At 67.6% G+C, this 23,488-nt stretch carries 25 protein-coding genes; 11 read left to right on the top strand and 14 right to left on the bottom strand.

The features are described from left to right. Nucleotides 1–50 precede the first annotated feature (50 nt). Together ACIGII_RS14110 and ACIGII_RS14105 are read right to left on the bottom strand one after the other, a co-directional pair. Nucleotides 51–1,808: a peptide MFS transporter gene (locus tag ACIGII_RS14110; RefSeq protein WP_399639004.1), complete on the bottom strand. Its 1,758-nt coding sequence runs from the start codon at nucleotides 1,806–1,808 to the stop codon at nucleotides 51–53. 149 nt (nucleotides 1,809–1,957) lie between these two features. After that, a complete protein-coding gene (locus ACIGII_RS14105) occupies nucleotides 1,958–3,145 on the bottom strand; it encodes a DUF1624 domain-containing protein (RefSeq protein WP_399639002.1) in 1,188 nt (395 codons plus the stop codon). 209 nt (nucleotides 3,146–3,354) lie between these two features. Between ACIGII_RS14105 and ACIGII_RS14100 the strand changes: the two genes are divergently transcribed. From ACIGII_RS14100 to ACIGII_RS14090, 3 genes are all read left to right on the top strand, one after another. Then, the gene (locus ACIGII_RS14100; RefSeq protein WP_399639001.1) at nucleotides 3,355–5,322 is read left to right on the top strand and encodes an OPT family oligopeptide transporter; all 1,968 of its coding nucleotides are present in this window, start codon (nucleotides 3,355–3,357) and stop codon (nucleotides 5,320–5,322) included. A gap of 179 nt (nucleotides 5,323–5,501) precedes the next feature. After that, the gene (locus tag ACIGII_RS14095; RefSeq protein WP_399638999.1) at nucleotides 5,502–7,565 is read left to right on the top strand and encodes a prolyl oligopeptidase family serine peptidase; all 2,064 of its coding nucleotides are present in this window, start codon (nucleotides 5,502–5,504) and stop codon (nucleotides 7,563–7,565) included. 177 nt (nucleotides 7,566–7,742) lie between these two features. Next, nucleotides 7,743–8,984 carry a DUF819 domain-containing protein gene (locus ACIGII_RS14090; RefSeq protein ID WP_399638997.1) on the top strand — a complete coding sequence of 414 codons (1,242 nt, stop codon included), beginning with the start codon at nucleotides 7,743–7,745 and terminating at the stop codon, nucleotides 8,982–8,984. Between the two features lie 62 nt (nucleotides 8,985–9,046). On the opposite strand, the gene ACIGII_RS14085 is transcribed toward ACIGII_RS14090, so the two are convergent. From ACIGII_RS14085 to ACIGII_RS14065, 5 genes are read right to left on the bottom strand one after another with little or no spacing between them, the layout of a single operon-like run. Then, complete coding sequence (locus ACIGII_RS14085) at nucleotides 9,047–9,529, bottom strand: hypothetical protein (protein WP_399638995.1); 483 nt, start codon at nucleotides 9,527–9,529, stop codon at nucleotides 9,047–9,049. A gap of 45 nt (nucleotides 9,530–9,574) precedes the next feature. Further along, nucleotides 9,575–9,835, bottom strand: a complete 261-nt coding sequence (minE, locus tag ACIGII_RS14080; RefSeq protein WP_068850125.1) for a cell division topological specificity factor MinE — start codon at nucleotides 9,833–9,835, stop codon at nucleotides 9,575–9,577. A gap of 2 nt (nucleotides 9,836–9,837) precedes the next feature. Beyond that, nucleotides 9,838–10,647: a septum site-determining protein MinD gene (gene minD / locus ACIGII_RS14075; protein ID WP_399638994.1), complete on the bottom strand. Its 810-nt coding sequence runs from the start codon at nucleotides 10,645–10,647 to the stop codon at nucleotides 9,838–9,840. Nucleotides 10,648–10,683: 36 nt separating this feature from the next. Beyond that, nucleotides 10,684–11,466, bottom strand: coding sequence for a septum site-determining protein MinC (gene minC / locus ACIGII_RS14070; protein WP_399638992.1), 783 nt, complete (start codon nucleotides 11,464–11,466; stop codon nucleotides 10,684–10,686). Nucleotides 11,467–11,479: 13 nt separating this feature from the next. Next, nucleotides 11,480–12,076 (bottom strand): GNAT family N-acetyltransferase, encoded by a 597-nt coding sequence (locus ACIGII_RS14065; RefSeq protein WP_399638990.1) that lies wholly within the window; start codon nucleotides 12,074–12,076, stop codon nucleotides 11,480–11,482. 137 nt (nucleotides 12,077–12,213) lie between these two features. Between ACIGII_RS14065 and ACIGII_RS14060 the strand changes: the two genes are divergently transcribed. The 6 genes from ACIGII_RS14060 to ACIGII_RS14035 all read left to right on the top strand — a co-directional run bounded on the left by ACIGII_RS14060 (nucleotide 12,214) and on the right by ACIGII_RS14035 (nucleotide 16,542). Further along, entirely contained in the window at nucleotides 12,214–13,413 is a 1,200-nt protein-coding gene (locus ACIGII_RS14060; protein ID WP_399638988.1) for a sensor histidine kinase, read from the top strand. Further along, a complete protein-coding gene (locus ACIGII_RS14055) occupies nucleotides 13,413–14,054 on the top strand; it encodes a response regulator (protein WP_399638986.1) in 642 nt (213 codons plus the stop codon). Before ACIGII_RS14060 ends, ACIGII_RS14055 begins: the two co-directional genes overlap by 1 nt. Before the next feature lie 30 nt (nucleotides 14,055–14,084). Beyond that, nucleotides 14,085–14,279, top strand: coding sequence for a hypothetical protein (locus ACIGII_RS14050; protein WP_399638985.1), 195 nt, complete (start codon nucleotides 14,085–14,087; stop codon nucleotides 14,277–14,279). A 56-nt stretch (nucleotides 14,280–14,335) separates the two neighbouring features. After that, nucleotides 14,336–15,415, top strand: coding sequence for an SRPBCC family protein (locus ACIGII_RS14045; RefSeq protein ID WP_399638984.1), 1,080 nt, complete (start codon nucleotides 14,336–14,338; stop codon nucleotides 15,413–15,415). Between the two features lie 79 nt (nucleotides 15,416–15,494). Next, entirely contained in the window at nucleotides 15,495–15,866 is a 372-nt protein-coding gene (locus ACIGII_RS14040) for a DUF423 domain-containing protein (protein WP_399638983.1), read from the top strand. A gap of 1 nt (nucleotide 15,867) precedes the next feature. Beyond that, nucleotides 15,868–16,542: a DNA-3-methyladenine glycosylase family protein gene (locus ACIGII_RS14035; protein ID WP_399638981.1), complete on the top strand. Its 675-nt coding sequence runs from the start codon at nucleotides 15,868–15,870 to the stop codon at nucleotides 16,540–16,542. Between the two features lie 49 nt (nucleotides 16,543–16,591). On the opposite strand, the gene ACIGII_RS14030 is transcribed toward ACIGII_RS14035, so the two are convergent. From ACIGII_RS14030 to ACIGII_RS14010, 5 genes are read right to left on the bottom strand one after another with little or no spacing between them, the layout of a single operon-like run. Further along, nucleotides 16,592–17,410 (bottom strand): M15 family metallopeptidase, encoded by an 819-nt coding sequence (locus ACIGII_RS14030; RefSeq protein WP_399638980.1) that lies wholly within the window; start codon nucleotides 17,408–17,410, stop codon nucleotides 16,592–16,594. A 9-nt stretch (nucleotides 17,411–17,419) separates the two neighbouring features. After that, nucleotides 17,420–17,962: a PH domain-containing protein gene (locus ACIGII_RS14025; RefSeq protein ID WP_399638979.1), complete on the bottom strand. Its 543-nt coding sequence runs from the start codon at nucleotides 17,960–17,962 to the stop codon at nucleotides 17,420–17,422. Between the two features lies 1 nt (nucleotide 17,963). After that, entirely contained in the window at nucleotides 17,964–18,140 is a 177-nt protein-coding gene (locus ACIGII_RS14020) for a DUF4177 domain-containing protein (RefSeq protein WP_399638977.1), read from the bottom strand. Then, nucleotides 18,137–18,316, bottom strand: a complete 180-nt coding sequence (locus tag ACIGII_RS14015; RefSeq protein WP_070206839.1) for an Arc family DNA binding domain-containing protein — start codon at nucleotides 18,314–18,316, stop codon at nucleotides 18,137–18,139. The genes ACIGII_RS14020 and ACIGII_RS14015 overlap by 4 nt, the downstream gene beginning before the upstream one ends. Before the next feature lie 2 nt (nucleotides 18,317–18,318). After that, a complete protein-coding gene (locus ACIGII_RS14010; RefSeq protein ID WP_399638976.1) occupies nucleotides 18,319–19,188 on the bottom strand; it encodes an SPFH domain-containing protein in 870 nt (289 codons plus the stop codon). A 198-nt stretch (nucleotides 19,189–19,386) separates the two neighbouring features. On the opposite strand from ACIGII_RS14010, the gene purT reads away from it, so the two are divergent. Further along, complete coding sequence (purT, locus tag ACIGII_RS14005; RefSeq protein WP_399638974.1) at nucleotides 19,387–20,574, top strand: formate-dependent phosphoribosylglycinamide formyltransferase; 1,188 nt, start codon at nucleotides 19,387–19,389, stop codon at nucleotides 20,572–20,574. Nucleotides 20,575–20,703: 129 nt separating this feature from the next. On the opposite strand, the gene ACIGII_RS14000 is transcribed toward purT, so the two are convergent. After that, nucleotides 20,704–21,909: an endonuclease/exonuclease/phosphatase family protein gene (locus tag ACIGII_RS14000; RefSeq protein ID WP_399638973.1), complete on the bottom strand. Its 1,206-nt coding sequence runs from the start codon at nucleotides 21,907–21,909 to the stop codon at nucleotides 20,704–20,706. 37 nt (nucleotides 21,910–21,946) lie between these two features. Next, nucleotides 21,947–22,702 carry an arginyltransferase gene (locus tag ACIGII_RS13995; protein ID WP_399657547.1) on the bottom strand — a complete coding sequence of 252 codons (756 nt, stop codon included), beginning with the start codon at nucleotides 22,700–22,702 and terminating at the stop codon, nucleotides 21,947–21,949. A gap of 158 nt (nucleotides 22,703–22,860) precedes the next feature. Here ACIGII_RS13995 and ACIGII_RS13990 point away from each other — a divergent pair, with 158 nt between their 5' ends. Beyond that, nucleotides 22,861–23,430 (top strand): EF-hand domain-containing protein, encoded by a 570-nt coding sequence (locus ACIGII_RS13990; protein ID WP_399638970.1) that lies wholly within the window; start codon nucleotides 22,861–22,863, stop codon nucleotides 23,428–23,430. The last annotated feature ends 58 nt before the right edge of the window (nucleotides 23,431–23,488 follow it).

Here is a 23,488-nt window from a genome sequence, read left to right as displayed (position 1 = left end):
GAACCGTTTATATGCAAGTAGCAGCGGCACCCGCGGGTGCCGCGGTCGCCTCACTTCACCTCGTGCATCATCCGCTTCAGCCACGGCGCGCTGGCCAGCGCGACCGCAGCGCAGCCCAGGCCCATCCACATCAGCAGCCAGAACAGGTGCTCGTAGCTGGCAGCGGCGGTAGCGATGTTCAGGGTCTCGCCCTCGGGTACCTCGATCGCGGCGAGCTTGCCGAACAGGGCGGCCAACGTTTCGGAGAAGGCCGTGGCGAGGAACCAGGTACCCATCATCAGGCTCATCACGCGCGGGGCCGCCAGCTGGGTGACGGCCGACAGGCCGACCGGCGACAGGCACATCTCGCCGATTTCCAGCACCAGGTAGGCCAGCACCAGCCACCACACGCTGGCCATCTGCCCGGTGGCGCCCACCTGCTGCGCGGCCAGCGCCAGCGGTATGAAGGAGAGGGCGCCGAACACCAGGCCGAGCGAGGATTTGACCGGCTTGGACGGATCCAGCCGACGTGTGTCCAGCCACGCCCAGAGCACGGCGAACAGCGGCGCCAGCACGACCAGGAACAGGCCGCCAAGGTAAGTGAGCGAACCGGCGGTCTGCGGAATCACCAGGCAGTCGCGGACCAGCAGCACCAGCATCAGCGCGACGATGGCGACGAACAGGGTGCGCGGTGCGGCGGAGCCGGGGGTGCGTTCGGACAGGCGTGCGGCGACCACGAAGCCGAGCGGGGCCAGCAGCAGCGAGGCGATCGACCACGGCAGCGGGGTGCCGCCCTGGATCACCAGTGCGGGCACCAGGTCCTTGGTCAGCATGCGGTCGGTGAAGGTGACCCAGGAGCCGTACGTCTGCTCGTACAGGGTGAAGAACACCAGGGCCATGAAGATCAGCGCCATCAGGGCGATCATCTGCTGGCGCTGCACGGGGGTGCAGCGGGTGCCGGTAAACCAGGCGAACCAGACCAGCACGGCGCCGAGCACGACGATCATCAGCATCAGCGCCAGGCTGATTTCGCCGCCCAGGGCGAAGGCGCCGTTGGCGGCGGCCCACATCAATGCGGCCACCGGCAGCACGCCGACCACGGCGACCGCGTAGATCAGCCATTCGCGGCGCAGGCCGAACACGGGCTGGCGCAGCGCGGCCGGATCGGTGGGTTCGGCGTGGCAGTGCAGGTACTTCTGGCCCCACAGGAACATGGCCAGGCCGACCACCATGCCGATGCCGGCGGCGCCGAAGCCGTACTTCCAGCCATACGCTTCGCCGAGGAAGCCGCAGACCAGCGAGGCGAACAGCGCGCCCAGGTTGATGCCGGCGTAGAACAGGGAGAAGCCGGAATCGCGGCGCGGGTCGTTTTCGGGGTAGAGCTTGCCGACGATGGTGGAGATGTTGGGCTTGAGGAAGCCCACGCCCATGATGATCAGGGCCAGCGAGAGGTAGGTGATGCCCAGGGCGGCATCGTCGCGCACCACCTGGCCGTCGATGCGGGTCGCGGCGTGCCCTTCAAAGGCCATGCCGAGGTGGCCCAGCACCAGCAGCACGCCGCCGAACACCACCGCCTTGCGCATGCCCAGCCAGCGGTCGGCAAGCAGGCCGCCGAACACGGGAATGCAGTAGACCAGGCCGCCATAGGCACCAAGCAGGTCCAGGCCGGCCTTGTCGCCGAACAGGTGGTACTTGGTGAGGTACAGCAGCAGCAGCGCCTTCATGCCGTAGAAGGAGAAGCGCTCCCACATCTCGGTGAAGAAGCAGACGTAAACGCCTTTGGGGTGGCCAAGGAAGTCGTCGGAAGCGGGCAGGGCGGTGGCGGTCATCAGGCGATAAGCGACAAAACAGGTCGCGATTATCACCTTTCCAACGCCCACTAGCTGCCGCCCGTTCCGAATGGCGCTGCGCCGACAACCTTGTCGATTCACGGCAAACGCCCCGCGCCCCCAAGGCGGCGATGTCGGAACGAATGGCCCTACAGGTACCGCAACCAGGCCAGGTCTTTGCGGCGTGCCTTCAGGCGCGCGAACGCGCGCGTAGGCCAATACAGCGCCAAAGCCAGCGCGGCGGTGATCAACCACAGCTGCCACACGGAGTCCACGCCGAAGTACGCGCCATGGGTGTGGCCCCAGCGCGCTTCGGCGGCGACATACAGCGCCTTCAGCACATACAGGTGCAGCAGATAGAAGAACATCGGGGCGGCGCCGATGGTGGCCAGCGGGGCCAGTGCGCGGGCCACGCGCGGATGCTCGTACAGGCGCAGCAGGAGCAGGCCGATGCCCAGGGTAAGCAGCAGGAACAGCAGCGAGGGCGGGTACTTGGTGACGTTGAGGAGGCTCATCGCGGTCTGGAGGCTGCTGCTGGACGCCTGCCACGGCGCATCGCCGTACACATTGAGCGCACGCAGCAGCACGAAGGCCAGCACCGCGCCGCCACCCGCCCACAGCAGCCGGCGCCGGCGCAGCGCCGGGTCGCCGTTGCGGGCAAACCAGGGGCCCAACGTGTAGCCCAGGGCGATGACTGCAATCCACGGCAGGACCGGGTACGAGCTGCGCAGGCGGAAGGCGTCGGTCACCACGATCCAGTCGCGCTGGTGCAGGATCTTCCAGAGCACGGCAAGGGGGCCGTTGCCGTCGACGTGCAGGCCATCCAGCAGGTTGTGGCCGGCGATCACCGCCAGCGCCAGGGCGGCCAACGCGCCGCGCGGCAGCCACAGCAGCCCGGCCAGGGCGACCATGCTGATGCCGATGGCCCAGATCACCTGCAGGTAGAGCACGCTGGGGGGGAACGCCAGGGTCCAGGCGACGCTCACCACGGTCAGCTCGAGCGCGATCAGGAACAGGCCGCGCTTGAGCAGGAACGCCGAGGCCGCCCGGCGCGGGTCGGGCTGGGTACTGCCGTACAGCCAGGCCGACAGGCCGGTGAGGAGCACGAATACCGGGGCGCACAGGTGGGCAAGCAGGCGGCTGGCGAACAGGGCCGGTTCGACCTGGTCGACCGCCATCGGGTCGGGCACCTGCTGGTGCAGGTAGAAGGTTTCGCGCACGTGGTCCAGCAGCATCAGCACCATCACGGTGCCACGCAGCTGGTCGATGGAGGTCAGGCGAGGGAGGGTGGGGGCCACGGGCACCGCGGGGAGGGGTGGCGTGACAGGATATAACATTACAAAGTGGGTGTGCCGGTGCGGGATCCGGGTTTGCTGGGTTGGGTGGTTGGGCGATGCCTTGCCTGGTCCGGCCAACGGCCGGGGCTACGCGGGGCGCGTTTGGCGCCCCGGTATCGCCTTTCGGCGATACGCCGTGCCTGCGGCACGGCTTGCCTTGCCTCCGCATGAAGGCTAGGTTTGACGGGATTTTTACAGCAGGGGCTTCCATGAACAACGACGCTGCGCCCAAACAGCTCACTTTCCGCGCGGTGGTGCTTGCCATCGTGCTGGCGGTGATCCTGTCGGCGGCCAACGCCTACCTGGGTCTGTTCGCAGGCCTGACCATCGCCACGGCGATTCCGGCCGCGGTGATTTCAATGGGGGTGCTGCGCCTGCTCGGCGGCGGCACCATCCTGGAAAACAACATCGTGCAGACCGGCGCCTCGGCCGGTTCCTCGATCGCCGCCGGCGTGATCTTCACGATCCCGGCGCTGGTCATCATGGGCTACTGGCCGGACTTCAAGTACTGGTGGGTGCTGGGCATCGCCGGCCTGGGTGGCCTGCTGGGCGTGCTGTTCTCGGTGCCGCTGCGGCGTTCGATGATCGTCGAAGACCCGCTTCCCTTCCCGGAAGGCAAGGCGGCGGCCGAAGTGCTCAAGGCCGGTGAAAACCCGGGCCCGGGCCTGAAGATCCTGGCGGTGTCGGCGGTGATCGGTGCCGCGGTCAAGGTGGCTGCGGCCAGCGGCATGCGCCTGATTCCCGATGCCTGGGCGCAGTCGGCGTACATCGGCAGCTCCAAGGTCACCGCGTTCATCGGCACCAACCTGTCGCCGGCGCTGCTGGGCGTGGGTTACATCGTCGGGTTGAACGTCGGCATCGTGGTGGTGTCCGGCTCCATCCTGTCCTGGCACATCGCCATTCCGTTGTACCAGGCCTTCTTCGTCAACAGCGACCCGGCGCTGGCCGCAGCCATCGCCACCGCCAACTCGACCGACGCCGCCTTCGCCATCTGGAGCGCCAAGATCCGCTACCTGGGCGTGGGCGCGATGCTGATCGGCGGCGTGTGGACCCTGATCTCGCTGCGCAAGTCGCTGCTGAACGGCGTGAAGAGTGGCTTCGCCGCCGCGCGCAAGAGCGGTGGCCCGGCGCTGGCGCACACCGAACGCGACCTGCCGATGAAGTGGATGCTGGTGGCGCTGGTCGTGTTCACCCTGCCGCTGCTGGCGCTGTACCAGGCCATCGTCGGCCAGTGGCACGTCTCGATCCCGATGACCATCATCATGATCGTCGCCGGCTTCCTGTTCGTTTCGGTTTCGGCCTACCTGGCCGGTCTGATCGGCTCGTCCAACAACCCGGTCTCGGGCATCACCATCTCCACCATCCTGTTCGCCTCGGCGGTGCTGGTGCTGCTGCTGGGCAAGAGCGGCCTGACCCCGGTCGGGGTGGGCGGTGCCCCGCTGGGTGCAGTGGCGGCGATCATGATCGGCGCGGTGGTGTGCTGCGCCGCTGCGGTGGGCGGCGACAACCTGCAGGACCTCAAGGCCGGTTACATCGTGGGTGCCACGCCGTGGAAGCAGCAGCTGATGCTGGGCATCGGTGCGTTCTCGTGCGCGCTGATCATGGCGCCGGTGCTGAACCTGCTGGCTACCGCGTACGGCATCGGTGCCCCCACGGCCGCCCATCCGAATGCGCTGGCGGCCCCGCAGGCCAACCTGATGGCGTCGGTGGCCAAGGGCCTGTTCGGCGGCCAGCTGCCGTGGACCTTCATCGGCATCGGCGCAGTGATCGGTGCGCTGATCATCGCCCTGGACGGCTGGCTGAAGTCGCGCAACGCGCGGTTCCGGGTGCCGGTGCTGGCTGCGGCCATCGGCATCTACCTGCCGCTGGAGCTGATGGTCCCGATCTTCCTCGGCGGCCTGATCTCCTACCTGGTCGAGCGTTTCCACAAGATCCGCGCCGACGACGAAGAAGGCCGCGACCGTGTGCACAAGCCGGGCGTGCTGTTTGCCGCGGGCCTGATCACCGGTGAGGCGCTGATGGGCATCGCCATTGCGATTCCGATCGTGCTCAGTGGCCGCGCCGACGTCATCGCGGTTCCGTTCGCGCTGCCCGGTGCCGACTGGATCGGCCTGGCCGTGCTGTTCGGGGTGGGCTGGCTGATCTACCGCACCGGCAAGAAGGCCGGCACGGTCTGATTGCGGTCCACTGTGAACCCGACAAACCCCGCCACGGCGGGGTTTGTTGTTTCAACGGCCCCTGTCGTTCTTTTCGGGGCTGCGAGTCAGGAATGCGGGGACAGGCATGACCTGTGGCCGTAGCGCGCAGGCCATTGGCGACATTACCATCGGCGTTTTGCCGTTCCGCGGAGACCCCGATGAAGCTTCGTTACGCCCTGTTGCCGTTGTGCCTGCTGACCGCGCTGCCGTCGCTGGCCGCCACGCGTGGCCTGGATGTGCGCGACATGATCGCGCTGGACCGGGTTTCGGCCCCGCTGCTGACCGCCGATGGCGGCAACGTGGTGTTCGCCAAGCGCGTGGTCGGCGCCGACAGCAAGGCCAGCACGGGCCTGTTCATCCGCAACCTGCGCACCCGCGATGCCGCGCCGCCCAAGCCGCTCACCCCGGCCGGATGGAACGTGAATTCGGCCGCGCTGTCGGCCGACGGCCAGAGCGTGTATTTCCTGAGCGCCAAGGGCGGCAGCCAGCAGCTGTATGCGATGCCGCTGGCCGGCGGCACCCCGCGCCAGCTGACCGACTTCGCGGTGGACGTGGACAGCTTCCATGTTTCCCCGCAGGGCGACCGCGTGGCCTTCAGCGCCGGCGTGTTCCAGGACTGCGGTTCGGACCTGGCCTGCACCGCGAAGAAGCTGGACGCGCACAAGGCGCGCAAGAACACCGGCGAAGTGTTCGACAGCCTGTTCGTGCGCCATTGGGACACCTGGAACGACGGCCGCCGCAACACCCTGTTCGTGGCCCCGCTGCCGGCGGCCAAGGCGGCTGCAGTGAAGGGCGCCTCGGCGATCAGCGCCACGCTGGCCGGCGATGCGCCGTCCAAGCCGTTCGGCGGCAATGACGATTTCACCTGGGCACCGGATGGGAAGACCGTGGTGGCCAGCATCCGCGTAGCCGGCCGCGAGGAAGCCTGGTCGACCAACTTCGACCTGTACCGCCTGGACGCCGAGGGCAAGCAGGCCCCGGTCAACCTGACCGCGGCCAACCCGGCCTGGGACGCCGGCCCGGTGTTCAGCGCCGACGGCAACACCCTGTACTACCGCGCGATGAAGCGCCCGGGTTTCGAAGCCGACCGCTTCGGGGTGATGGCAATGGACCTGGCCTCCGGCAAGACCCGCGAGATCGCGCCGGATTGGGATCGCTCGGCCGGCGAAGTGGTGCTGGCGCAGGATGAAAAGAGCTTCTACACCGCGGCCGATGACCTGGGCGAACACCGCCTGTTCAACATCGACATCGCCACCGGCAAGCCCACGGTGGTGGCCGAGGGCGGCAGCGTCGGCTCGCCGGTGATCGCCGGCAGCACGCTGGCCTACACGAAGAACAGCCTGAAGAGCGGCGACCAGATCGTGGTGGCCCAGGCCGACGGCAGCAGCCCGCGCGAGATCACCCCCAGCGCCGGCCAGATGCTGCCCGACGTGGCCTTCGGCGATTACGAGCAGTTCCAGTTCAAGGGCTGGAACAACGAAACCGTGCACGGTTACGTGGTGAAGCCGTACAACTACCAGGAAGGCAAGACCTACCCGGTGGCGTTCCTGATCCACGGCGGCCCGCAGGGCAGCTTCGGCAACGGCTGGAGCTACCGCTGGAACCCGCAGACGTACGCGGGCCAGGGCTACGCAGTGGTGATGATCGATTTCCACGGTTCCACCGGCTACGGCCAGGCCTTCACCGATGCGATCAGCCAGCACTGGGGCGACCGCCCGCTGGAAGACCTGCAGAAGGGCTGGGCGGCGGCGCAGAAGCAGTACCCGTTCCTCAACGGCGACAAGGCCTGTGCGCTGGGTGCCAGCTATGGCGGTTTCATGGTCAACTGGATCGCCGGCAACTGGAACGCGCCGTGGAAGTGCCTGGTCAACCATGACGGCGTGTTCGACCAGCGCATGATGGGCTACGCCACCGAAGAGCTGTGGTTCACCGAGTGGGAGCAGGGCGGCACGCCGTTCGCCAAGCCGCAGAACTACGAGAAGTTCAACCCGGTCAACCACGTGGCGGACTGGAAGAAGCCGATCCTGATCATCCACGGCCAGCTCGATTTCCGCATTCCGGTGGAGCAGGGCCTGGGCGCGTTCACCGCTGCGCAGCGGCAGGGCATCGAGTCGAAGTTCCTGTACTTCCCGGACGAGAACCACTGGGTGCTCAAGCCGCAGAACAGCGTGCAGTGGCACGACACCGTCAACGGCTGGCTGAAGCAGCACATCGGCCAATGATGTGGAGCAGCCGCCCTGGCGGGCGGCTGACCTCCGGGGCGGCGGGTAGCGCCGACTGTCAGTCGGCTGCTCTCCGCGCTGCAATGAAACCCCCCATTCCTGACATTCCGCGTGTTCCGGCAGCCGACTGACAGTCGGCTCTACCCCGTCGCCATCTACCGTCGGTCCTATCGCCCCGTGAAAGCACCCGCCCTGATCCAGAACGACATCGTAGTCTTCGGCCTGATCGCCGCCACGCTCGGGGCCGTGTTCTGGACCGCGTCGCGTGAGCAGGGGCCCTGGAAGCGCTTCTATACCTTCGTGCCAGCCCTGCTGCTGTGCTACATGATCCCCGGCATCTACAACACCGTGGGCCTGATCGACGGCCAGAACACCCGGCTCTACAACCCGGTCGCGCGCGACATCCTGCTGCCGGCCGCGCTGGTACTGCTGACCCTGGCGGTGGACATCAAGGGCATCCTGCGGCTGGGGCCGAAACTGATCGTGATGTACCTGGGCGCGTCGCTGAGCATCATGCTCGGTGCGGTGGTGGCGTTCCTGCTGATGAAGTGGGTGCATCCGGAAACCGTGGCCGGCGACACCTGGTCGGGCATGGCCGCGTTGGCCGGCAGCTGGATCGGCGGCGGCGCCAACATGCTGGCCATGCGCGAGGTCTTCGACGTCAACGCCACCACCTTCGGCCAGTTCGCGGTAGTGGACGTGGGCGTAGGGTACGTATGGATGGCGGTGCTGATCTTCATGGCCGGCCGCGCGGCGAAGATCGACGCGCGCACCGGCGCCGATACCTCCGCGATCGACGACCTCAAACTGCGCATCGAAAAATTCCAGGCCGAGCACGAACGCGTGGCCAGCCTGACCGACCTGATGCTGATCGTGGCGGTAGCATTCGGCACGGTGGGGCTGTCGCACGCCATCGCCGGGCCGGTGTCGGCATGGTTCAAGGGCCATGTGGCCTGGGCGCCGCAGTTCAGCCTGGACGCGCCGTTCGTGTGGGTGGTGGTGATATCCACCACGTGCGGGCTGGCATTGAGCTTCACCCGCGCGCGCAACCTGGAAGGCGCAGGCGCGTCGAAGCTGGGCTCGCTGCTGCTGTATTTCCTGATCGCCTGCATCGGCATGCAGATGGACCTGCTGGCCCTGCTGCAGCGCCCCTGGCTGTTCGCACTGGGCCTGATCTGGATCGCGGTGCACATCCTGCTGCTGCTGGCATTGGCGAAGGCGCTGAAGGTGCCGTTCTTCTACTTCGCGATCGGCTCGCAATCCAACATCGGCGGCCCGGCGTCTGCGCCGGTGGTGGCGGCTGCCTTCCATCCGTCCCTTGCTCCCGTCGGCGTGCTGCTCGGGACCATGGGGTATGCGACGGGCACGTACCTGGCCTACATCGTGGGCATCACGCTGCGAGCGTTGGCCGGGGGCTGATTGTCATCGCGTGAAGCGCTGGCTGTTCGTTTCTGCGCGCCCCCGGACAGGTCGCGCTGGCGCTACGTGAAGAGCAACCCGCGTTCGATCAACCAGGCTTTGGCGTCTTCGGCATCCTGCTCGAACCAGGCGCGCGTGGAGCCGAGGCGATAGGTGTAGCCCCACGCATCCATGTCGGCCATCAGCTGTGCGCTGCCTACGCCGGGCAACTGCCCGGCCAGCACGATCTGCAGGTAACAGGTGGCGTCTTCCTCGGGGACCGAGTCGGTCGCGTCGGTATGCACCAGCGCGCGACGTTCCGGCGGCAGCACGATCAGGTGGCAGGCTTCGTGCAGCATCGAATGCACCGGCGTGTCGTCGCGCACGTACACATCGCTGGCGATGATGCCTGCCTCGGGCTCGCCCCAGTAACTGCCGGGAATCGGCGCGCCGTCGGCCACGCGGTGCAGGCGCAGCGCATGCCTGGCCAGCAACGCGGCGGCGGCGTCGAAGTCGATGTCGCCCACGCGGGTGACCTGCGGTTCTGCTTCAGCGGTGGCGGTCATGGCGCGGGCGTCGTGCGCCCCTTCCCGAAGGAAGGGGCAGGGCGGTCAGGGTTGCTGCGGGCCTTCCGGCAGCGCCACTGAAATGTCCAGCACGTCGTGCTCGCCGTCCTTGACCAGGTCTACCTTGACCGCGTCGGCGTCGATGTTGACGTACTTCTTGATCACCTCCAGCAGCTCGCGCTGCAGCAGCGGCAGGTAATCCGGGCCGCCACGGTGGCTGCGCTCCTGCGCGATGATGATCTGCAGGCGGTTCTTGGCCGTTTCGGCGGTGGTCTTCTTGGTCTTGAGGAAATCGAACAGCCCCATGCTTATCCTCCGAACAGCTTGCTGAGGAAGCTCTTCTTCTCCACCGAAGTGAAGCGCATCGGACGCTCTTCGCCGAGGATGCGCGCCACGGCATCGTCGTAGGCCTGGCCTGCGGCCGATTCGGCATCCAGGATCACCGGTTCGCCCTTGTTGGAGGCATTCAGCACGTCGCCCGACTCGGGAATCACGCCGATCGCCTTCAGCCCGAGCACTTCTTCCACGTCGGTGATGCTGAGCATCTCACCGGTGGCCACGCGCGCCGGGCTGTAGCGGGTCAGCAGCAGGAACGCGGGAACGTTCTGGCCGGATTCGGCCTTGTGCGTCTTCGAATCCAGCAGGCCGATGATGCGGTCCGAGTCGCGGACCGACGACACTTCCGGGTTCACCACCACCACGGCGCGGTCGGCGAAGTACATCGCCAGGAACGCGCCCTTCTCGATGCCCGCCGGCGAATCGCAGATGATGTAGTCGAAGCCGTCCGCGGCCAGGTCCGCGAGCACCTTGCCCACGCCTTCCTGGGTCAGCGCATCCTTGTCGCGGGTCTGCGAGGCAGCCAGCACGTACAGGTTGTCGAAGCGCTTGTCCTTGATCAGCGCCTGCTTGAGCGTGGCTTCGCCGTGTACGACGTTGACGAAGTCGTACACCACGCGCCGCTCGCAGCCCATGATCAGGTCGAGGTTGCGCAGGCCGACGTCGAAGTCGATCACCGCCACCTTCTTGCCCTTGCGTGCCAGCCCGCAGGCCAGGCTTGCGCTGGAAGTGGTCTTGCCGACGCCACCCTTGCCGGAAGTGACTACGATGATTTCAGCCAAAGGACTTCTCCTGATGATTCTGTTGGTGCGCCGGTTTCAGTCCAGCGCAGCGATCTTGATCTGGTCGTTGTCCAGCCACACCTGCACGGCCTTGCCGCGCAGCGTGTCCGGCACATCGTCCAGTACCTTGTAATGGCCGGCAATGGCGACCAGTTCAGCGTGGAATTCACGGCAGAAAATGCGTGCCGCGGTATTGCCCTGGGCACCTGCCAGGGCACGGCCCCGCAGCGTACCGTAAATATGGATGCTGCCGTCGGCGATCACCTCGGCACCGGCGCCCACCGTGGCCATGACCGTCAGGTCGCAGTTCTCGGCATACAGCTGCTGGCCCGAGCGCACGTTGCTGGTCTGCATGCGGCCGGGCTGCGGCGCACCGCCGCTGGCGGCCGGCGCGGCGGCCACCGGCGCGGCCGCGCGCGGCCGACGGGCCGGTTCAGGCGCCGCGGCGGGCGCGGGGGCGACCGCCGCCACCACCGGATCGGCCTCGGCACGTTCGTACTGGGCGCGGAACTTGGCCAGCAGCGGCAGCCCGAGCTGCTGCGAAAGCAGGTCGGTATCGCTGCTGCCGTAGGCCAGCGCCACCGGCAGCACGCCGGCGCTGCGCAGGCCATCAAGCAGGGCCTGGGCCGTGGCCACGTCGGGCATCTGGCTCAGGCCACCAAAGTCCAGGATCACCGCGGCGCGGCCGAACAGCTTCGGCGCGCGCGCCACGCGGTCGTGCATCTCGCGGGTGAGGCGTTCCACATCGAGGGTACGGATGCGCAGGTTGGCGATACCCACCTGGCCGATCTTCAGCTCGCCGGCCTGTTCAAAATCCATGTTCGCCGCCACTTCAGGTCCCCGTCGGTCGAGGCGCGCGCTGCAGCTCGCGACGGTGGCCCACCCAGGGCACGTCCGGCAGCGCGTCGCCGTAGGTGTCGTGCACCCATTGATAACTGCACAGGTCCTTGAGCAGCATGCTGGCACGCACGTCCACGTGCGGCATGTTGTTCTGCCCGACCTCGCGGAAGCCGAAGCTGCCATGGAACAGCAGCGCCGCATCGGCACCGTGGTCCAGGAACACTTCGCAGGTCAGCTGCGGGTAACGCAGTTCAGCGTAGCTCTGGGCGTCGGCGTAGAACGCCCGGCCCACACCGCCCCCACGGCGGCGGCTGGCCACCACGATGCGGTCGATGTAGAAGAATTTGCGGGTCAGGTGCTGCTGGAACCAGGCGAAGTTGCTGCTGTCGTGCTGGCTGTCGCTGCCAAAGCCGATCAGGAAGCCGGCCAGGTTGCCGTCGCGCTCGGCGACGCGGAAATACTCAGCGGTATCGAAGAACAGGCGCAGGCGCGCGGCATCCAGCGGAAGGATGGCCAGGCCGGCGTTGTTGTTCAGGGCCAGGACGGAATCGAGCTCGTGCTCGCGCACGTCGCGGATGACAATCGACATTGTGACTCCGTGGGGTAACGCGGTTGGCCCCTTGAAGGGCCCTGCGGTCGATTATTACATGGGTGGGCGGGCAGGGCACAGGCCAGGCATGACTTATGCCCGGGTGCAGCGGCACAGGTTCAGCCTAAGATGCGGGCATGTTGGGATACCTCAGCCAAACCCGAGTACTGCGACTGGCCGGCCTGTTTACCTGGGTCATGCTGGGCTTGCCGTTGGTCTATTCCCAGTACGAGGCGCTGGTCCGGCGCGGGGGCGGGCTCGACCTGCCGACCGTACTGCTGTTCGTGGCGTACCTGGCCTTCGGCGGCGGCTACCTGTGGCTGACCCGTGGCCTGCGCGACGGCGGCGGCCACTCGGCCTGGTACGACCGCGCCATCCTGGTCCTGCTGACCATCTCCGCGCTGGGGGTGAGCTTCCTCAGCGGCTCCGGGCTGGGCAGCATCCTGATGATGGTCGCCGCCGGGGTCATCCCGTGGATGCTGCCGGCCCGGTTCGGGGTGATCTGGCTGCTGGTCAGCCAGCTGGCGGTGGCCCCGGTCTACTACCTGTTCCTGCCGTTCTCGTTGTTCGAGGCGGTCATGCAGTCGCTGCTGTACGGCGGCTTCTCCATGTTCATCTTCGTGACCAGCCTGGTCGCCCGGCAGCAGACCGACGCCCGCGAGGAGCAGCGCCGGCTCAATACCGAACTGCGCGCCACCCGCGTACTGCTGGCCGAAAGTGCCCGGGTCAACGAGCGCACCCGCATCTCGCGGGAACTGCACGACCTGCTGGGCCACCACCTCACCGCGCTGAGCCTGAACCTGGAAGTGGCCGGGCACATCACCGAGGGCCAGGCCCAGGAGCACGTCCACCAGGCCCACACCCTGGCCAAGCTGCTGCTCACCGACGTGCGCGAGGCGGTCAGCCAGCTGCGCGACAGCGGTGCCATCGACCTGGCCGCGGCGCTGCGGCCGCTGACCGAGCAGGTGCCCTCGCTGCATATCCACCTGGACATCGAGGAACCGCTGAGCGTGGAAGACCCTGAACAGGCGCACGTGCTGCTGCGCTGCACCCAGGAAATCATCACCAACGCGGTGCGCCACGCCCGTGCCCGCAACCTCTGGATCCAGGTGCGGCGCGAACCACCGGGCCAGGTGGTGGTGCAGGCGCACGACGACGGGGTCGGTGCCGACGGTATCGTGATCGGCAACGGCTTGCGCGGAATGCGCGAACGCCTGCAACAATGCGGCGGAGAACTGCAGATTGAAACCCGCCGGGGTCAGGGCTTCCGCCTGCGCGCCTCGGTCCCCGGCGTGCCAGTCCTGATGCTGGGTGCCATCCTGGAAGGAGTGCGTTGATGATTCGCGTCTGCCTGGTCGACGACCAAACCCTGGTGCGGCAGGGGATCCGCTCGCTGCTGGCCCTGGACGACGGGATCGAAGTGGTGGCCGAGGCGGCCGACGGGCGCCAGGCCGTCGAGCTGATCCCCAGTGTGCGCCCGGACGTGGTGCTGATGGACATGCGCATGCCGGTGATGTCAGGGCTGGAAGCGCTGCAGATGCTGTCGCGCCTCAACCAGCTGCCGCCGACCATCATCCTGACCACCTTCGACGACGACCAGCTGGTGCTGGCCGGGCTCAAGGCCGGGGCCAAGGGTTACCTGCTCAAGGACGTGACGCTGGAGCAGCTGGTCGGCGCCATCCGCACCGTGGCCGAGGGCGGCTCGCTGGTGCAGCCGGCGGTGACCCAGCGCCTGCTCTCGGGCCTGGAGCACATGCGCAACGAGTTCGTGAGCCTGGACCGGCCCGACCCGCTCACCGACCGCGAAACCGAGATCCTGCGCCTGATGGCCAGCGGCTTCTCCAACAAGGAGATCGCCAATTCGCTGGGCGTGGCCGAGGGCACCATCAAGAACCACGTCTCCAACATCCTGTCCAAGCTCGGCGTGCGCGACCGGACCCGCGCGGTGTTGAAGGCCTTCGAGCTGCAGCTGGTCTGAGCGTGCACAGCGATCGAAAATGAACGGCAGTTGAAAGCATTGTGGCGCAAGGCCTTTGGCCGTCGTGTGGGGCCGGATTGCCGAAACCGGCAAATAAATATCGTCGCCGGACACATGCTGGCCCACACGATGCGCTATCTTTCCGCTCCTTGCCTTCTGAAAACCGCTGCCGGTATGGAAACCGGTGCGCCAATCCTGATCCATAACACCCGCGAAGCCTGCTAGGATTGGCGCTTCGCTTCAATCAACCCGGCCGTGGGATCGGCCCCGGAGACTCCTGAATGACCCGTATTATCGAGTTCCTGATCGCCTTGGGGATCGTGGCTGGCCTGTTCGTCATCATTGGCGTTGTGCTGCCGGGCGAGCGTCACATTACCGAAAGCGTTGAGACCAACCGCAAGATGACGATCGTGTACGACACGGTCAACAGCCTGCGCCGCTTCAAGGACTGGAACCCGCTCCTGCTGCGCGATCCCGCCGTTGAACTGAAGCACTCCGGCCCCGCCGCCGGCGTGGGTGCCCGCCTGGACTATTCCTCCAAGGAATCGTCGCTGGGCCAGGGCAGCTGGGTGATCACCGAGAGCGAGCCGAACAAGCGCGTGGCCATCGCCATCGAGGACGCCAGCAAGGGCCACGACAAGACCACCAGCTTCACCCTCGAGCCGACCGGCAAGGGTGGCCGCAACGTCAAGATCACCCAGGACTACAGCGTCAAGTACGGTTTCGACCTGTTCGGTCGTTACGCCGGCCTGTACGTCAGCCGTCACATCGGTGACGACCTGAAGCTGGGTCTGTCGCGCATGGCCAACATGCTGGCCACCGTGCCGAACGTCGACTACCGCACCGCCGAAGCCCCGCTGACCGACCTGGCCATCATCGACGTCCCCGCCGAAGACCTGCTGGTGGTCACCGCCGGTAACGTCGACCGTGGCGAAGCGACCATCACCAAGTCGATCAAGGACAACCAGGAGTGGATCAAGCGCGTGATGGAGGCCAACGACCTCGAAGCCGCCGGTCCGTTCCGCATCATCACCACCGACTTCGGCCAGGAAAAGTACGCCTTCGACGTGGCCCAGCCGGTCAAGAAGAAGGGCACCGAAGGTGCGTCGGCTGAACCGTTGACGGTGAAGATCGACGGTGGCGCCCCGGTCAAGTACGTGCACGCCGCTCCGCACCGTTCCGCGCATGCGAAGTACACCGGCCACATGGCTGGCCTGGACATCGCCCGCAACGCCCTGCGTGCCTGGGCCGTGACCGGTGGCAACGAAGTGATCGACCGCCCGTACGAGTCCTGGAACGCCGGTGTCGAGAAGTCGTTCACCCCGGAAGCGACCTACGACATCTACTGGGCCGTCAAGTAATCCGACGGTTGCCACGGATGTAACGCAGAACAGAAAACGCGCCGCTTCCTGCGGCGCGTTTTTTTTTGGAGGATGCAGCATGCTCAACCTGGAACGACGCGCGCGTAGACCTTCGCTGCTGGCCTGCCTGGGTGGGCTGCTGGCCGCCACCGCGGTAGGCCTGTCGGCCTATGCCTCGCACGGCATCGCCGAGCCGCTGGCGCAATCGCACGTCAATACCGCCGCGCTGTTCGCCTTCGGGCATGGCGTGGCGCTGGCGGTGCTGGGTCCAACCCAGCAGAACAGCGTCGGCAAGCTGGCCCTGTACGTGCTGCTGCTGGGCACGCTGCTGTTTTCCGGCAGCCTGGTGGCCGGCGCGTTGTGGCAGTTCAGCACCGGGTTGGCGCCGGTGGGCGGCACCGCCTTGATGCTGGGCTGGGCGGTCTACGGCTTCAACGCGCTGAGGCGCTGACATGCCCCGCTTCCGGCGCGGGTTCGACATTGACCAGGCGCACGACTGGCTGGCGCGGCGCGACCGCCGGCTGGGCGCGTGGATGAAGCGGCTGGGACTGATCGAAGCGCCACCCGGCTGGGCGCGCGGATTCGACCCGGTCGACGCGCTGGCCCGCGCGATCCTGTTCCAGCAGCTCAGCGGCAAGGCCGCCTCGACGATCGTGGGCCGGGTGGAAGCCGCCATCGGCAGCACCCGCCTGCACGCGGACACGCTGGCCCGCATCGACGATCCCGGCCTGCGGGTGTGCGGGGTGTCCGGCAACAAGGCGCTGGCCCTGCGCGACCTGGCCCGGCGCGAAGCGGCCGGTGAGATTCCCGACCTGCGGCGGATGTCGGTGATGCCGCACGACGCCATCATCGACGCGCTGGTGCCGATCCGCGGCATCGGTCGCTGGACGGTGGAGATGATGCTGATGTTCCGCCTGGGCCGCCCCGACATCCTGCCGATCGACGACCTGGGCGTGCGCAAGGGCGCGCAGCGGGTGGACAAGACCGAGCGGATGCCCACCCCGAAAGAGCTGGCGCTACGCGGCGAGAAGTGGGGCCCGTACCGGACCTACGCCAGCCTGTACCTGTGGCGGATCGCCGATTTCAGCGAGACGCCGATCGCGGCGACCAATCGCTCGCAGGGGTGATCCGGGCGATGCAGGGGCGGTGACACGCGTGGCGTGTCACTACGCGTCATCACCCGACAGAACCGCCTCGCCTGCACCAGTACCAGTGCCAGGGTTCGTAGACGATGCCGTGCGGATTGTCGCGGGGGTAACTCAGCCGGAACCCGTGCGCTGCCGCATGCGTCGTCAGCCAGGCGAACGCCGCTGTGCCCTCGAAGCTCTCCTCGGCCGGCGGCTCGCCCGGGCAGCTGATATCCAGCGCCCGCCCGCTGTGGTGTTCGCTGTAGCCCGGCGCGGCGTTGACCTGCAGGATGTCGGCCACTGCCATGCCACGCGCCCGTTTGCGCGCGAAGATGCCCAGCTGGTAGTCGTGGCTGCGGTAGCCGGAGATCGCCTCCAGCACCACCCCGTCGCGGGCGGCGTGCTGCTGCAGGCGCTGCCAGCAGAATGCAGCGCCCTGCTGCAGCCACAGCGGTCGCCGGTAACGATCAACGCCGGCCAGGGCCAGGCGCGCTGGTTCGGCTTCAAGGGCCAGCCCGGTATCGTCCTCATAGCGCCCGGCATCGATGCCCAGCGCCTGCAGGCGCTGCTCCAGCCCGCTGAGCGGCAGCACGGCGTCGGCGGCATGGCCGCGCTGGGTGCCATGCAGGGCCTGGTCGAGCGCATCCAGCGCCTCCTCGATGCCCGGTTCGCGCATCAGGTGCGGCACCAGCGGCAGCAGGCCGTGCACGGTCGCGGCCGCCAGGTACTGCCCGTCGCGTTTGCGCCGCAGCACCCAGCGTGCCTTGGCCAGCGCACGCGCGTCGGCGTTGCTGCGCGCGCGCAGCAGGCCGCCCGGCCACAGTTCGATGTCGGCGGTGTTGATCAGCAGGGCAGGGTAACGGCGCATGCGTCCAGCTTAGCGCGTCGCCTGCGCGTTCAGTGCATCCAGCAGCGCACGCGGGTGATCGGGGCTGAGCAGCAGCACGCGGTCGTCGCGCGTCGGCAGGTACAGCACCCGGCTGGGGTCGGTCACCAGGCAGAACGCCTTGCGCTTGCCCAGTCGGTAGTGGCCGGACTGGAACCCGGGCATGCCGAACCCGTTGATCTTCATGCCCGGCTTGAACTGGCTGTGCTCGGCCAGGTCGACGATGCGCGCCTGCTCCAGCTGCAGCGACGACACCGTCGTGCGGCGACGGTAGAAGGTGGAGGTCACCACCAGTTCGCCGTTTTCCAGCACGATGCGGCGGCGGAAGAACGCCCAGCTGAGCACGCCGCCCAGCACCAGCAGGAACGGGACGGTGATGGCCATGTCCATCGGCGTGCGTTGTTCCTGCAGGTGGGTGGTGACCAGCAGCACGGCCACGCCGAGCAGTGGCAGCCACAACCAGAGCAGTCGCCACAGCGGCGCGGGCGCGACCGCGAATGCAGTGGCGGGCACGGCCGCACTGCGGGCAGGCATCTCAGATCTCCTTCTTGAAGAACAGCAAGGCCACGCCCATTGGCGTGCCCTGCATCACGTTCACCAGCTCCCAGCCGAGTTGGCCCTGGCGGTTGAGTTCGGCCTGCAGGTCTTCCGGCTTCAGGCCGGTCCATGAGGGCTTCACTTCCACGGTGAGATAGCTCCAGCGTCTGCTCATTCCTTGCTCTCCGGATCAGGTGCGGGTTTGGGAAGGCGTCCAGCCTTGCGCAGTGCGTCGCGCAGCACGTACTCGATCTGCGCGTTCAGGCTGCGCAGCTCGTCATCGGCCCAGCGCTGCGCCGCCGCGAGTACGTCGGCATTGATGCGCAGCGGATAGGCTTTCTTTTCGCTCATGCTCAGTACAACGAACCGGCGTTGACGATCGGCTGGGTGCCGCGGTCCGAACACAGCACGGTCAGCAGGTTGCTCACCATGTGCGCCTTGCGCTCTTCATCCAGCTGCACCACGCCGTTCTTCTGCAGTTCGGCCAGGGCCATTTCCACCATGCCCACCGCGCCGGCCACGATCCGCGTGCGTGCGGCGATCACCGCATTGGCCTGCTGGCGCTGCAGCATGGCCTGGGCGATTTCCGGGGCGTAGGCCAGGTGGCTGATGCGGGCGTCGAGCACCTGCACGCCCGCGTCGGCCAGGCGTTCGGCCAGTTCGTCCTTGAGGTGCTGGGAAATCTCGGCGGCGTGGCTGCGCAGCGACAGCTGGCCGTCCTCGTGCTGGTCGTAGGGGTAGCTGGTGGCCATCGCACGCAGCGCCGACTCGGACTGGATGTGCACGAAGCTTTCGTAGTCGTCCACGTTGTAGACCGCCTCGGAGGCGTCCACCACCTGCCAGACGATGACCGCGGCGATCTCGATCGGGCTGCCGTCCAGTTCGTTGACCTTGAGCTTGCCGCTTTCGAAGTTGCGCACGCGCTGGCTGACCTTCTTCTTGCTGAAGAAGGGGTTGTTCCAGCGCAGGCCGTTGTCCTTCACGGTGCCGACGTACTTGCCGAACAGGCTCAGGACGGCGGCCTGGTTGGGCTGCACGGTATACAGGCCGGTCAGGCTGAACAGGGCGACCAGGCCGAGCAGCACGCCGCCGACGATCAGCAGCAGGTTGACGTTGCCGCGCTCGACGCCGGAGAAGAACAGCCACGCCGAGACCACCAGCAGGGCCAGTACGGCCAGCAGGAAGGGGATGCCGGAGAGGGAGGGGACGGGCTTTTCTTTCATGGCTGGGCATCCTTTGCGGGTCGGTTTCCTATAGTGATATCAATTTGATATCAGGTTTGCAAGTGCCGCCCGGGCTGGCCGGCCGGGCCGCGTCGCTGCTGGAACCGGCGGCCACGTCACGCCTGCACCTGTTGGCGCGCAGCCACGCAGGGCGTAGCTCTACAATTCCCCTCCCGCTCTGTCGTCCGGAACTCCACGATGATCACCCTTGGCACCCCGCTGTCTTCTTCCGCCACCCGTGTCCTGCTGCTGGGCTCGGGAGAACTGGGCAAGGAGGTGGCCATCGAACTCCAGCGGCTGGGGGTGGAAGTGATCGCGGCCGACCGCTACCCGAACGCGCCGGCGATGCAGGTGGCGCACCGATCGCACGTGATCGACATGCTGGATGCGATGGCGCTGCGCGCGTTGATCGCGGAGGAAAAGCCGCACCTGATCGTGCCGGAGATCGAGGCGATCCATACCGAAACCCTGGTCCAGCTGGAACAGGAAACCGGGCAGCGGGTAGTGCCGACGGCACGCGCGGCGCGGTTGACCATGGACCGCGAAGGGATCCGCCGCCTGGCGGCGGAAACGCTGGGGCTGCCGACCTCGCCGTACCGGTTCGTGGACACCGAGGCGGAGTACCGCGCGGCGGTGGCGGCGATCGGGCTGCCGTGCGTGGTCAAGCCGGTGATGTCCTCGTCCGGCAAGGGCCAGAGCACGCTGCGCGGGGAGGCGGACATCGCGCCGGCCTGGGAGTACGCGCAGACCGGCGGCCGTGCCGGTGCCGGTCGCTGCATCGTGGAAGGGTTCATCGACTTCGATTACGAGATCACCCTGCTGACCGTGCGCCATGCCGGGGGCACCTCGTTCTGCGCGCCGATCGGGCATTGGCAGAAGGACGGCGACTACCGCGAAAGCTGGCAGCCGCAGCCGATGTCGCCGGCGGCGCTGGCGCGGGCCGAGCAGATTTCGCAGGCGATCACCGATGACCTGGGTGGCTGGGGCCTGTTCGGGGTGGAGCTGTTCGTGAAGGGCGACGAGGTATGGTTCAGCGAGGTCTCGCCGCGCCCGCACGACACCGGGCTGGTGACGCTGGCGTCGCAGGAACTGAGCGAGTTCGCGCTGCATGCGCGCGCCATCCTGGGCCTGCCGATTCCGCTGATCCGCCAGAGCGGCCCGTCCGCGTCGTGCGCGATGCTGGCGCACGGCGAGGGCGTACCGGTCTTCAGCAACGTCGAGGCGGCCCTGGCGCATCCGGACACGGCGCTGCGCCTGTTCGGCAAGCCGAGCGTGCATGGGCACCGCCGGGTTGGGGTGACGCTGGCGCGGGCTGAGTCCATCGACGAGGCGCGGAAGATCGCGCGCGAGGCGGCGGAAGCGATCACGATCGAGTTGCGCGCGTAACGCGTTGGCGCCGTGCGCAACCCACGGTTGCGCACAAGGCGTTGGCGTCGTGCGCAACTCACGGTTGCGCGTAAGGCGTTGGCGTCGTGCGCAACCCACGGTAGGTATCGACCGTTGGTCGATACGCTCTTACCGCACGTCCACCCACACCAGGTGGTGGTCGCTGCCGTCGGCGATCTTCGCTTCAGGGCTTTCGTTGGCCGGCCAGAACACACCGCTGCCGACGTACGCGAACCCGGTCGACGGCAGCACGTAATCCAGCCGCATCGTGCCGGACTTCGGGCCGAAATCGCCGGTGGCGTGGAACGGCGCACCCTTCCGCACGATGCCCTTTTCGGCATAGGCCAGGCTGGTCTGTTCGGCACCCACGCTGCGCGGGGTCGGGTAACGCAGCACGCGCGGGTTTTCGATCAGTTCCACAATCGCCTCGTGGCGGCCGTCGCCGTCCACCGGGTCGTTGTTGAGGTCACCGAGGATGACGAAGCGGGCGTCCTGGGCGAGACCGCCGCACTGGCCACGGTCATCGCACAGCCAGGGCTTGTCGCCGGCCGACAGGTACTCCTGCCACAGCCGCAGTTCGTCATGGTTGCGCGCGGCGTTGCGTTTTTCCGGACCGTCGAACACCGGCGGAGTGGGGTGCGACACCAGCGCATGGACCACGCCATTGGGCGTGGTGACCGGCACGTCCCAATGCGACTTGGACGACAGCCGCAGCTGCGACCAGACGTGGTCGTTGTAGAAGGATGTGCCGGTGCGCGGGTCGATCGGGCGCAGGGCGCCGGGCAGGGTGCTCCACTTCAACAGCTGGAAGCTGCGCACCTTGGCCTCGTCGATCGGGTACCGCGACAGCACCAGCATGCCGTACTGGCCCGGGTGCAGGCCGTAGCCCCAGGCATCGTTGCCGCGGTTGCGGCCGTCGCCGCCGACCTGGCCGTTGTTGTCCAGGTCCAGCCCGCTCTGCACGCCGGTGTTGACCGGGGCCAGGTAGCGGTAGGCGAAATGCAGTGGTTCCCCGCCGCCGGGCTGGGCGACTTCCAGGTAGCGCTGCTGGAACAGGTCGGCGGCGCGGTGGGCGTCGTCGAAGTCGAATTCGTTGAGCAGCACCAGGTCCGGGCGGACCTGCTGCAGCACCGCGGCGATCTTGCGTGCGTGGGCGCTGTCGCCTTCGAGTTCGGCGATCAGCCCGCCGGTCTCGTCGCTGTACAGCGAGGTGTTGTAGGTGGCGATCCGCAGCGGCGCGGCGGTGGCATCCGGCATGGTGGCGGTCTGGGTCGGGGAATGGGCGCAGGCGCCGCAGAGCAGGGCCAGCGCAAGAATCAGGGGATGGGCTTTCATCCCGCTATTCTGCACGGGCGCGCGTTGCAATGGCGGGTCAAATGCCGTCGCGCGCGTCGTCGAACGCGTGCCAGCGGCGGCCGTCGTAGGCCTCCAGCGGGCGGAAGCGGCGCTTGTAGTCCATCTTGCGGTGGTCGCGGATCCAGTACCCCAGGTACAGGTGCGGCAGCTGCTCGCGCCGGGCCCAGGCGATCTGCTGCAGGATCGCGAAGGTGCCCAGCCCGCGCTGGGCGTGGTCCGGGTCGAAGAAGGTATAGACCGCCGACAGTCCGGTGGGGGTGACGTCGGTGACCGCCACTGCCAGCAGCGGGCCGCGATGGCCTTCCACGGCGGGGCCACGGATTTCCAGGAAGCGGCCCTGCGACCACTGCCCGATCAGGAACTGGTCGAACTCGTGCGGGCCATGCTCGTCCATGCCGCCCTGGGCATGGCGGTGGGTGAGGTAGCGGTGGTACAGGGCGAACTGCTCGTCGGTCTGTTCGGCGGCGACGATGCGGACTTCCAGGTCGTCGTTGCGTGCCAGGCAGCGCCGCTGGCTGCGGTCCGGGGCGAAGCGCGCCACCGGTACGCGCACCGACACGCAGGCGTGGCAGTTGGCGCAATGCGGGCGATAGACCAGGTCGCCGGAGCGGCGGAAGCCCCAGCTCAGCGCCATCGGGTAGAGCGTGCCCAGGCGCTGGTCGTGCGGGTCCAGCACCAGGTCGCGCGCAGCGCGTTCCGGCCAGTAGCCGCAGGGGTGGTCGCCGGTCTGGAACAGGCGCAGCTCGTCGTCGCGGTCGGTGTGGATCGCCATGCCCACAGCATAGCGCCGGGGCGTCGCAGGCGCCGCGACTGTCTGCCGGATTAACGCGGCCTTCCGCGCTGTCAACGCCGGCGCCGCCCGGGCGTTTTCTCTCCCGTGGGTGCCAAGGCACCACACGCAGATTCCCCCCTAGACACCCGGAGTGACCCATGCGCAACCGCAAACCCCTTCTGCTGCTGGCCCTGCTGATGACCACCGGCGCTGCCGGCCTGGCGGCGGCCGCCGATGCCCCGGCCCCGGCCGCCAAGCCGGGCCGCGCGACGCTGGATACCAATGGCGACGGCTTCGTTGATCGTGCCGAAGCCGCCAAGGCGCCACGCCTGGCCGGGAAGTTCGACAGCCTGGACGCCAACAAGGACGGCAAGCTGTCCCGCGAGGAACTGCCGCGCTGGCACGGCAAGCGCCACGGCCGCGGCCCGGGCGGCGCGCATGAGCGCCTGGAAAAGCTGGACGCCAACAAGGACGGTCGGATCAGCCGTGACGAAGCCAAGGCCGACCCGCGCCTGGCGGCCCGGTTCGACCAGATGGACATCAACAAGGACGGTTACCTGGACAAGACCGACCGCGAGCTGGGCATGAAGCAGCACCGTGACGCCTGGTTCGCCGCCGCCGACACCAACAAGGACGGCCAGCTCAGCAAGGCCGAGTTCGACGCGGCCAAGGGCCCGTTCGGTGGCCCGCGTGGCGCCAAGCCGCCGATGCCGCAGAAGCCGCGCTGACGTGGTGCCGGGCACTGCCCGGCAACCACGCAACGGCATCACCCAGCGACAACCAAAG

The organism is Stenotrophomonas sp. NPDC077420 (assembly GCF_044543385.1).
Lineage (GTDB): Bacteria > Pseudomonadota > Gammaproteobacteria > Xanthomonadales > Xanthomonadaceae > Stenotrophomonas.
Note: the sequence above shows the minus strand (reverse complement) of the source record. Positions and strands in the feature narration are given on the sequence as shown.

What these genes read in the sequence shown, in the direction of transcription:
- ACIGII_RS14110 (WP_399639004.1), bottom strand. Translation starts at nt 1,808, where the DNA reads ATGACCGCCACCGCCCTGCCCGCTTCCGACGACTTCCTTGGCCACCCC.
- ACIGII_RS14105 (WP_399639002.1), bottom strand. Translation starts at nt 3,145, where the DNA reads ATGTTATATCCTGTCACGCCACCCCTCCCCGCGGTGCCCGTGGCCCCC.
- ACIGII_RS14100 (WP_399639001.1), top strand. Translation starts at nt 3,355, where the DNA reads ATGAACAACGACGCTGCGCCCAAACAGCTCACTTTCCGCGCGGTGGTG.
- ACIGII_RS14095 (WP_399638999.1), top strand. Translation starts at nt 5,502, where the DNA reads ATGAAGCTTCGTTACGCCCTGTTGCCGTTGTGCCTGCTGACCGCGCTG.
- ACIGII_RS14085 (WP_399638995.1), bottom strand. Translation starts at nt 9,529, where the DNA reads ATGACCGCCACCGCTGAAGCAGAACCGCAGGTCACCCGCGTGGGCGAC.
- minE (WP_068850125.1), bottom strand. Translation starts at nt 9,835, where the DNA reads ATGGGGCTGTTCGATTTCCTCAAGACCAAGAAGACCACCGCCGAAACG.
- minC (WP_399638992.1), bottom strand. Translation starts at nt 11,466, where the DNA reads ATGGATTTTGAACAGGCCGGCGAGCTGAAGATCGGCCAGGTGGGTATC.
- ACIGII_RS14065 (WP_399638990.1), bottom strand. Translation starts at nt 12,076, where the DNA reads ATGTCGATTGTCATCCGCGACGTGCGCGAGCACGAGCTCGATTCCGTC.
- ACIGII_RS14060 (WP_399638988.1), top strand. Translation starts at nt 12,214, where the DNA reads ATGTTGGGATACCTCAGCCAAACCCGAGTACTGCGACTGGCCGGCCTG.
- ACIGII_RS14055 (WP_399638986.1), top strand. Translation starts at nt 13,413, where the DNA reads ATGATTCGCGTCTGCCTGGTCGACGACCAAACCCTGGTGCGGCAGGGG.
- ACIGII_RS14045 (WP_399638984.1), top strand. Translation starts at nt 14,336, where the DNA reads ATGACCCGTATTATCGAGTTCCTGATCGCCTTGGGGATCGTGGCTGGC.
- ACIGII_RS14040 (WP_399638983.1), top strand. Translation starts at nt 15,495, where the DNA reads ATGCTCAACCTGGAACGACGCGCGCGTAGACCTTCGCTGCTGGCCTGC.
- ACIGII_RS14035 (WP_399638981.1), top strand. Translation starts at nt 15,868, where the DNA reads ATGCCCCGCTTCCGGCGCGGGTTCGACATTGACCAGGCGCACGACTGG.
- ACIGII_RS14030 (WP_399638980.1), bottom strand. Translation starts at nt 17,410, where the DNA reads ATGCGCCGTTACCCTGCCCTGCTGATCAACACCGCCGACATCGAACTG.
- ACIGII_RS14025 (WP_399638979.1), bottom strand. Translation starts at nt 17,962, where the DNA reads ATGCCTGCCCGCAGTGCGGCCGTGCCCGCCACTGCATTCGCGGTCGCG.
- ACIGII_RS14020 (WP_399638977.1), bottom strand. Translation starts at nt 18,140, where the DNA reads ATGAGCAGACGCTGGAGCTATCTCACCGTGGAAGTGAAGCCCTCATGG.
- ACIGII_RS14015 (WP_070206839.1), bottom strand. Translation starts at nt 18,316, where the DNA reads ATGAGCGAAAAGAAAGCCTATCCGCTGCGCATCAATGCCGACGTACTC.
- ACIGII_RS14010 (WP_399638976.1), bottom strand. Translation starts at nt 19,188, where the DNA reads ATGAAAGAAAAGCCCGTCCCCTCCCTCTCCGGCATCCCCTTCCTGCTG.
- purT (WP_399638974.1), top strand. Translation starts at nt 19,387, where the DNA reads ATGATCACCCTTGGCACCCCGCTGTCTTCTTCCGCCACCCGTGTCCTG.
- ACIGII_RS14000 (WP_399638973.1), bottom strand. Translation starts at nt 21,909, where the DNA reads ATGAAAGCCCATCCCCTGATTCTTGCGCTGGCCCTGCTCTGCGGCGCC.
- ACIGII_RS13995 (WP_399657547.1), bottom strand. Translation starts at nt 22,702, where the DNA reads ATGGCGATCCACACCGACCGCGACGACGAGCTGCGCCTGTTCCAGACC.
- ACIGII_RS13990 (WP_399638970.1), top strand. Translation starts at nt 22,861, where the DNA reads ATGCGCAACCGCAAACCCCTTCTGCTGCTGGCCCTGCTGATGACCACC.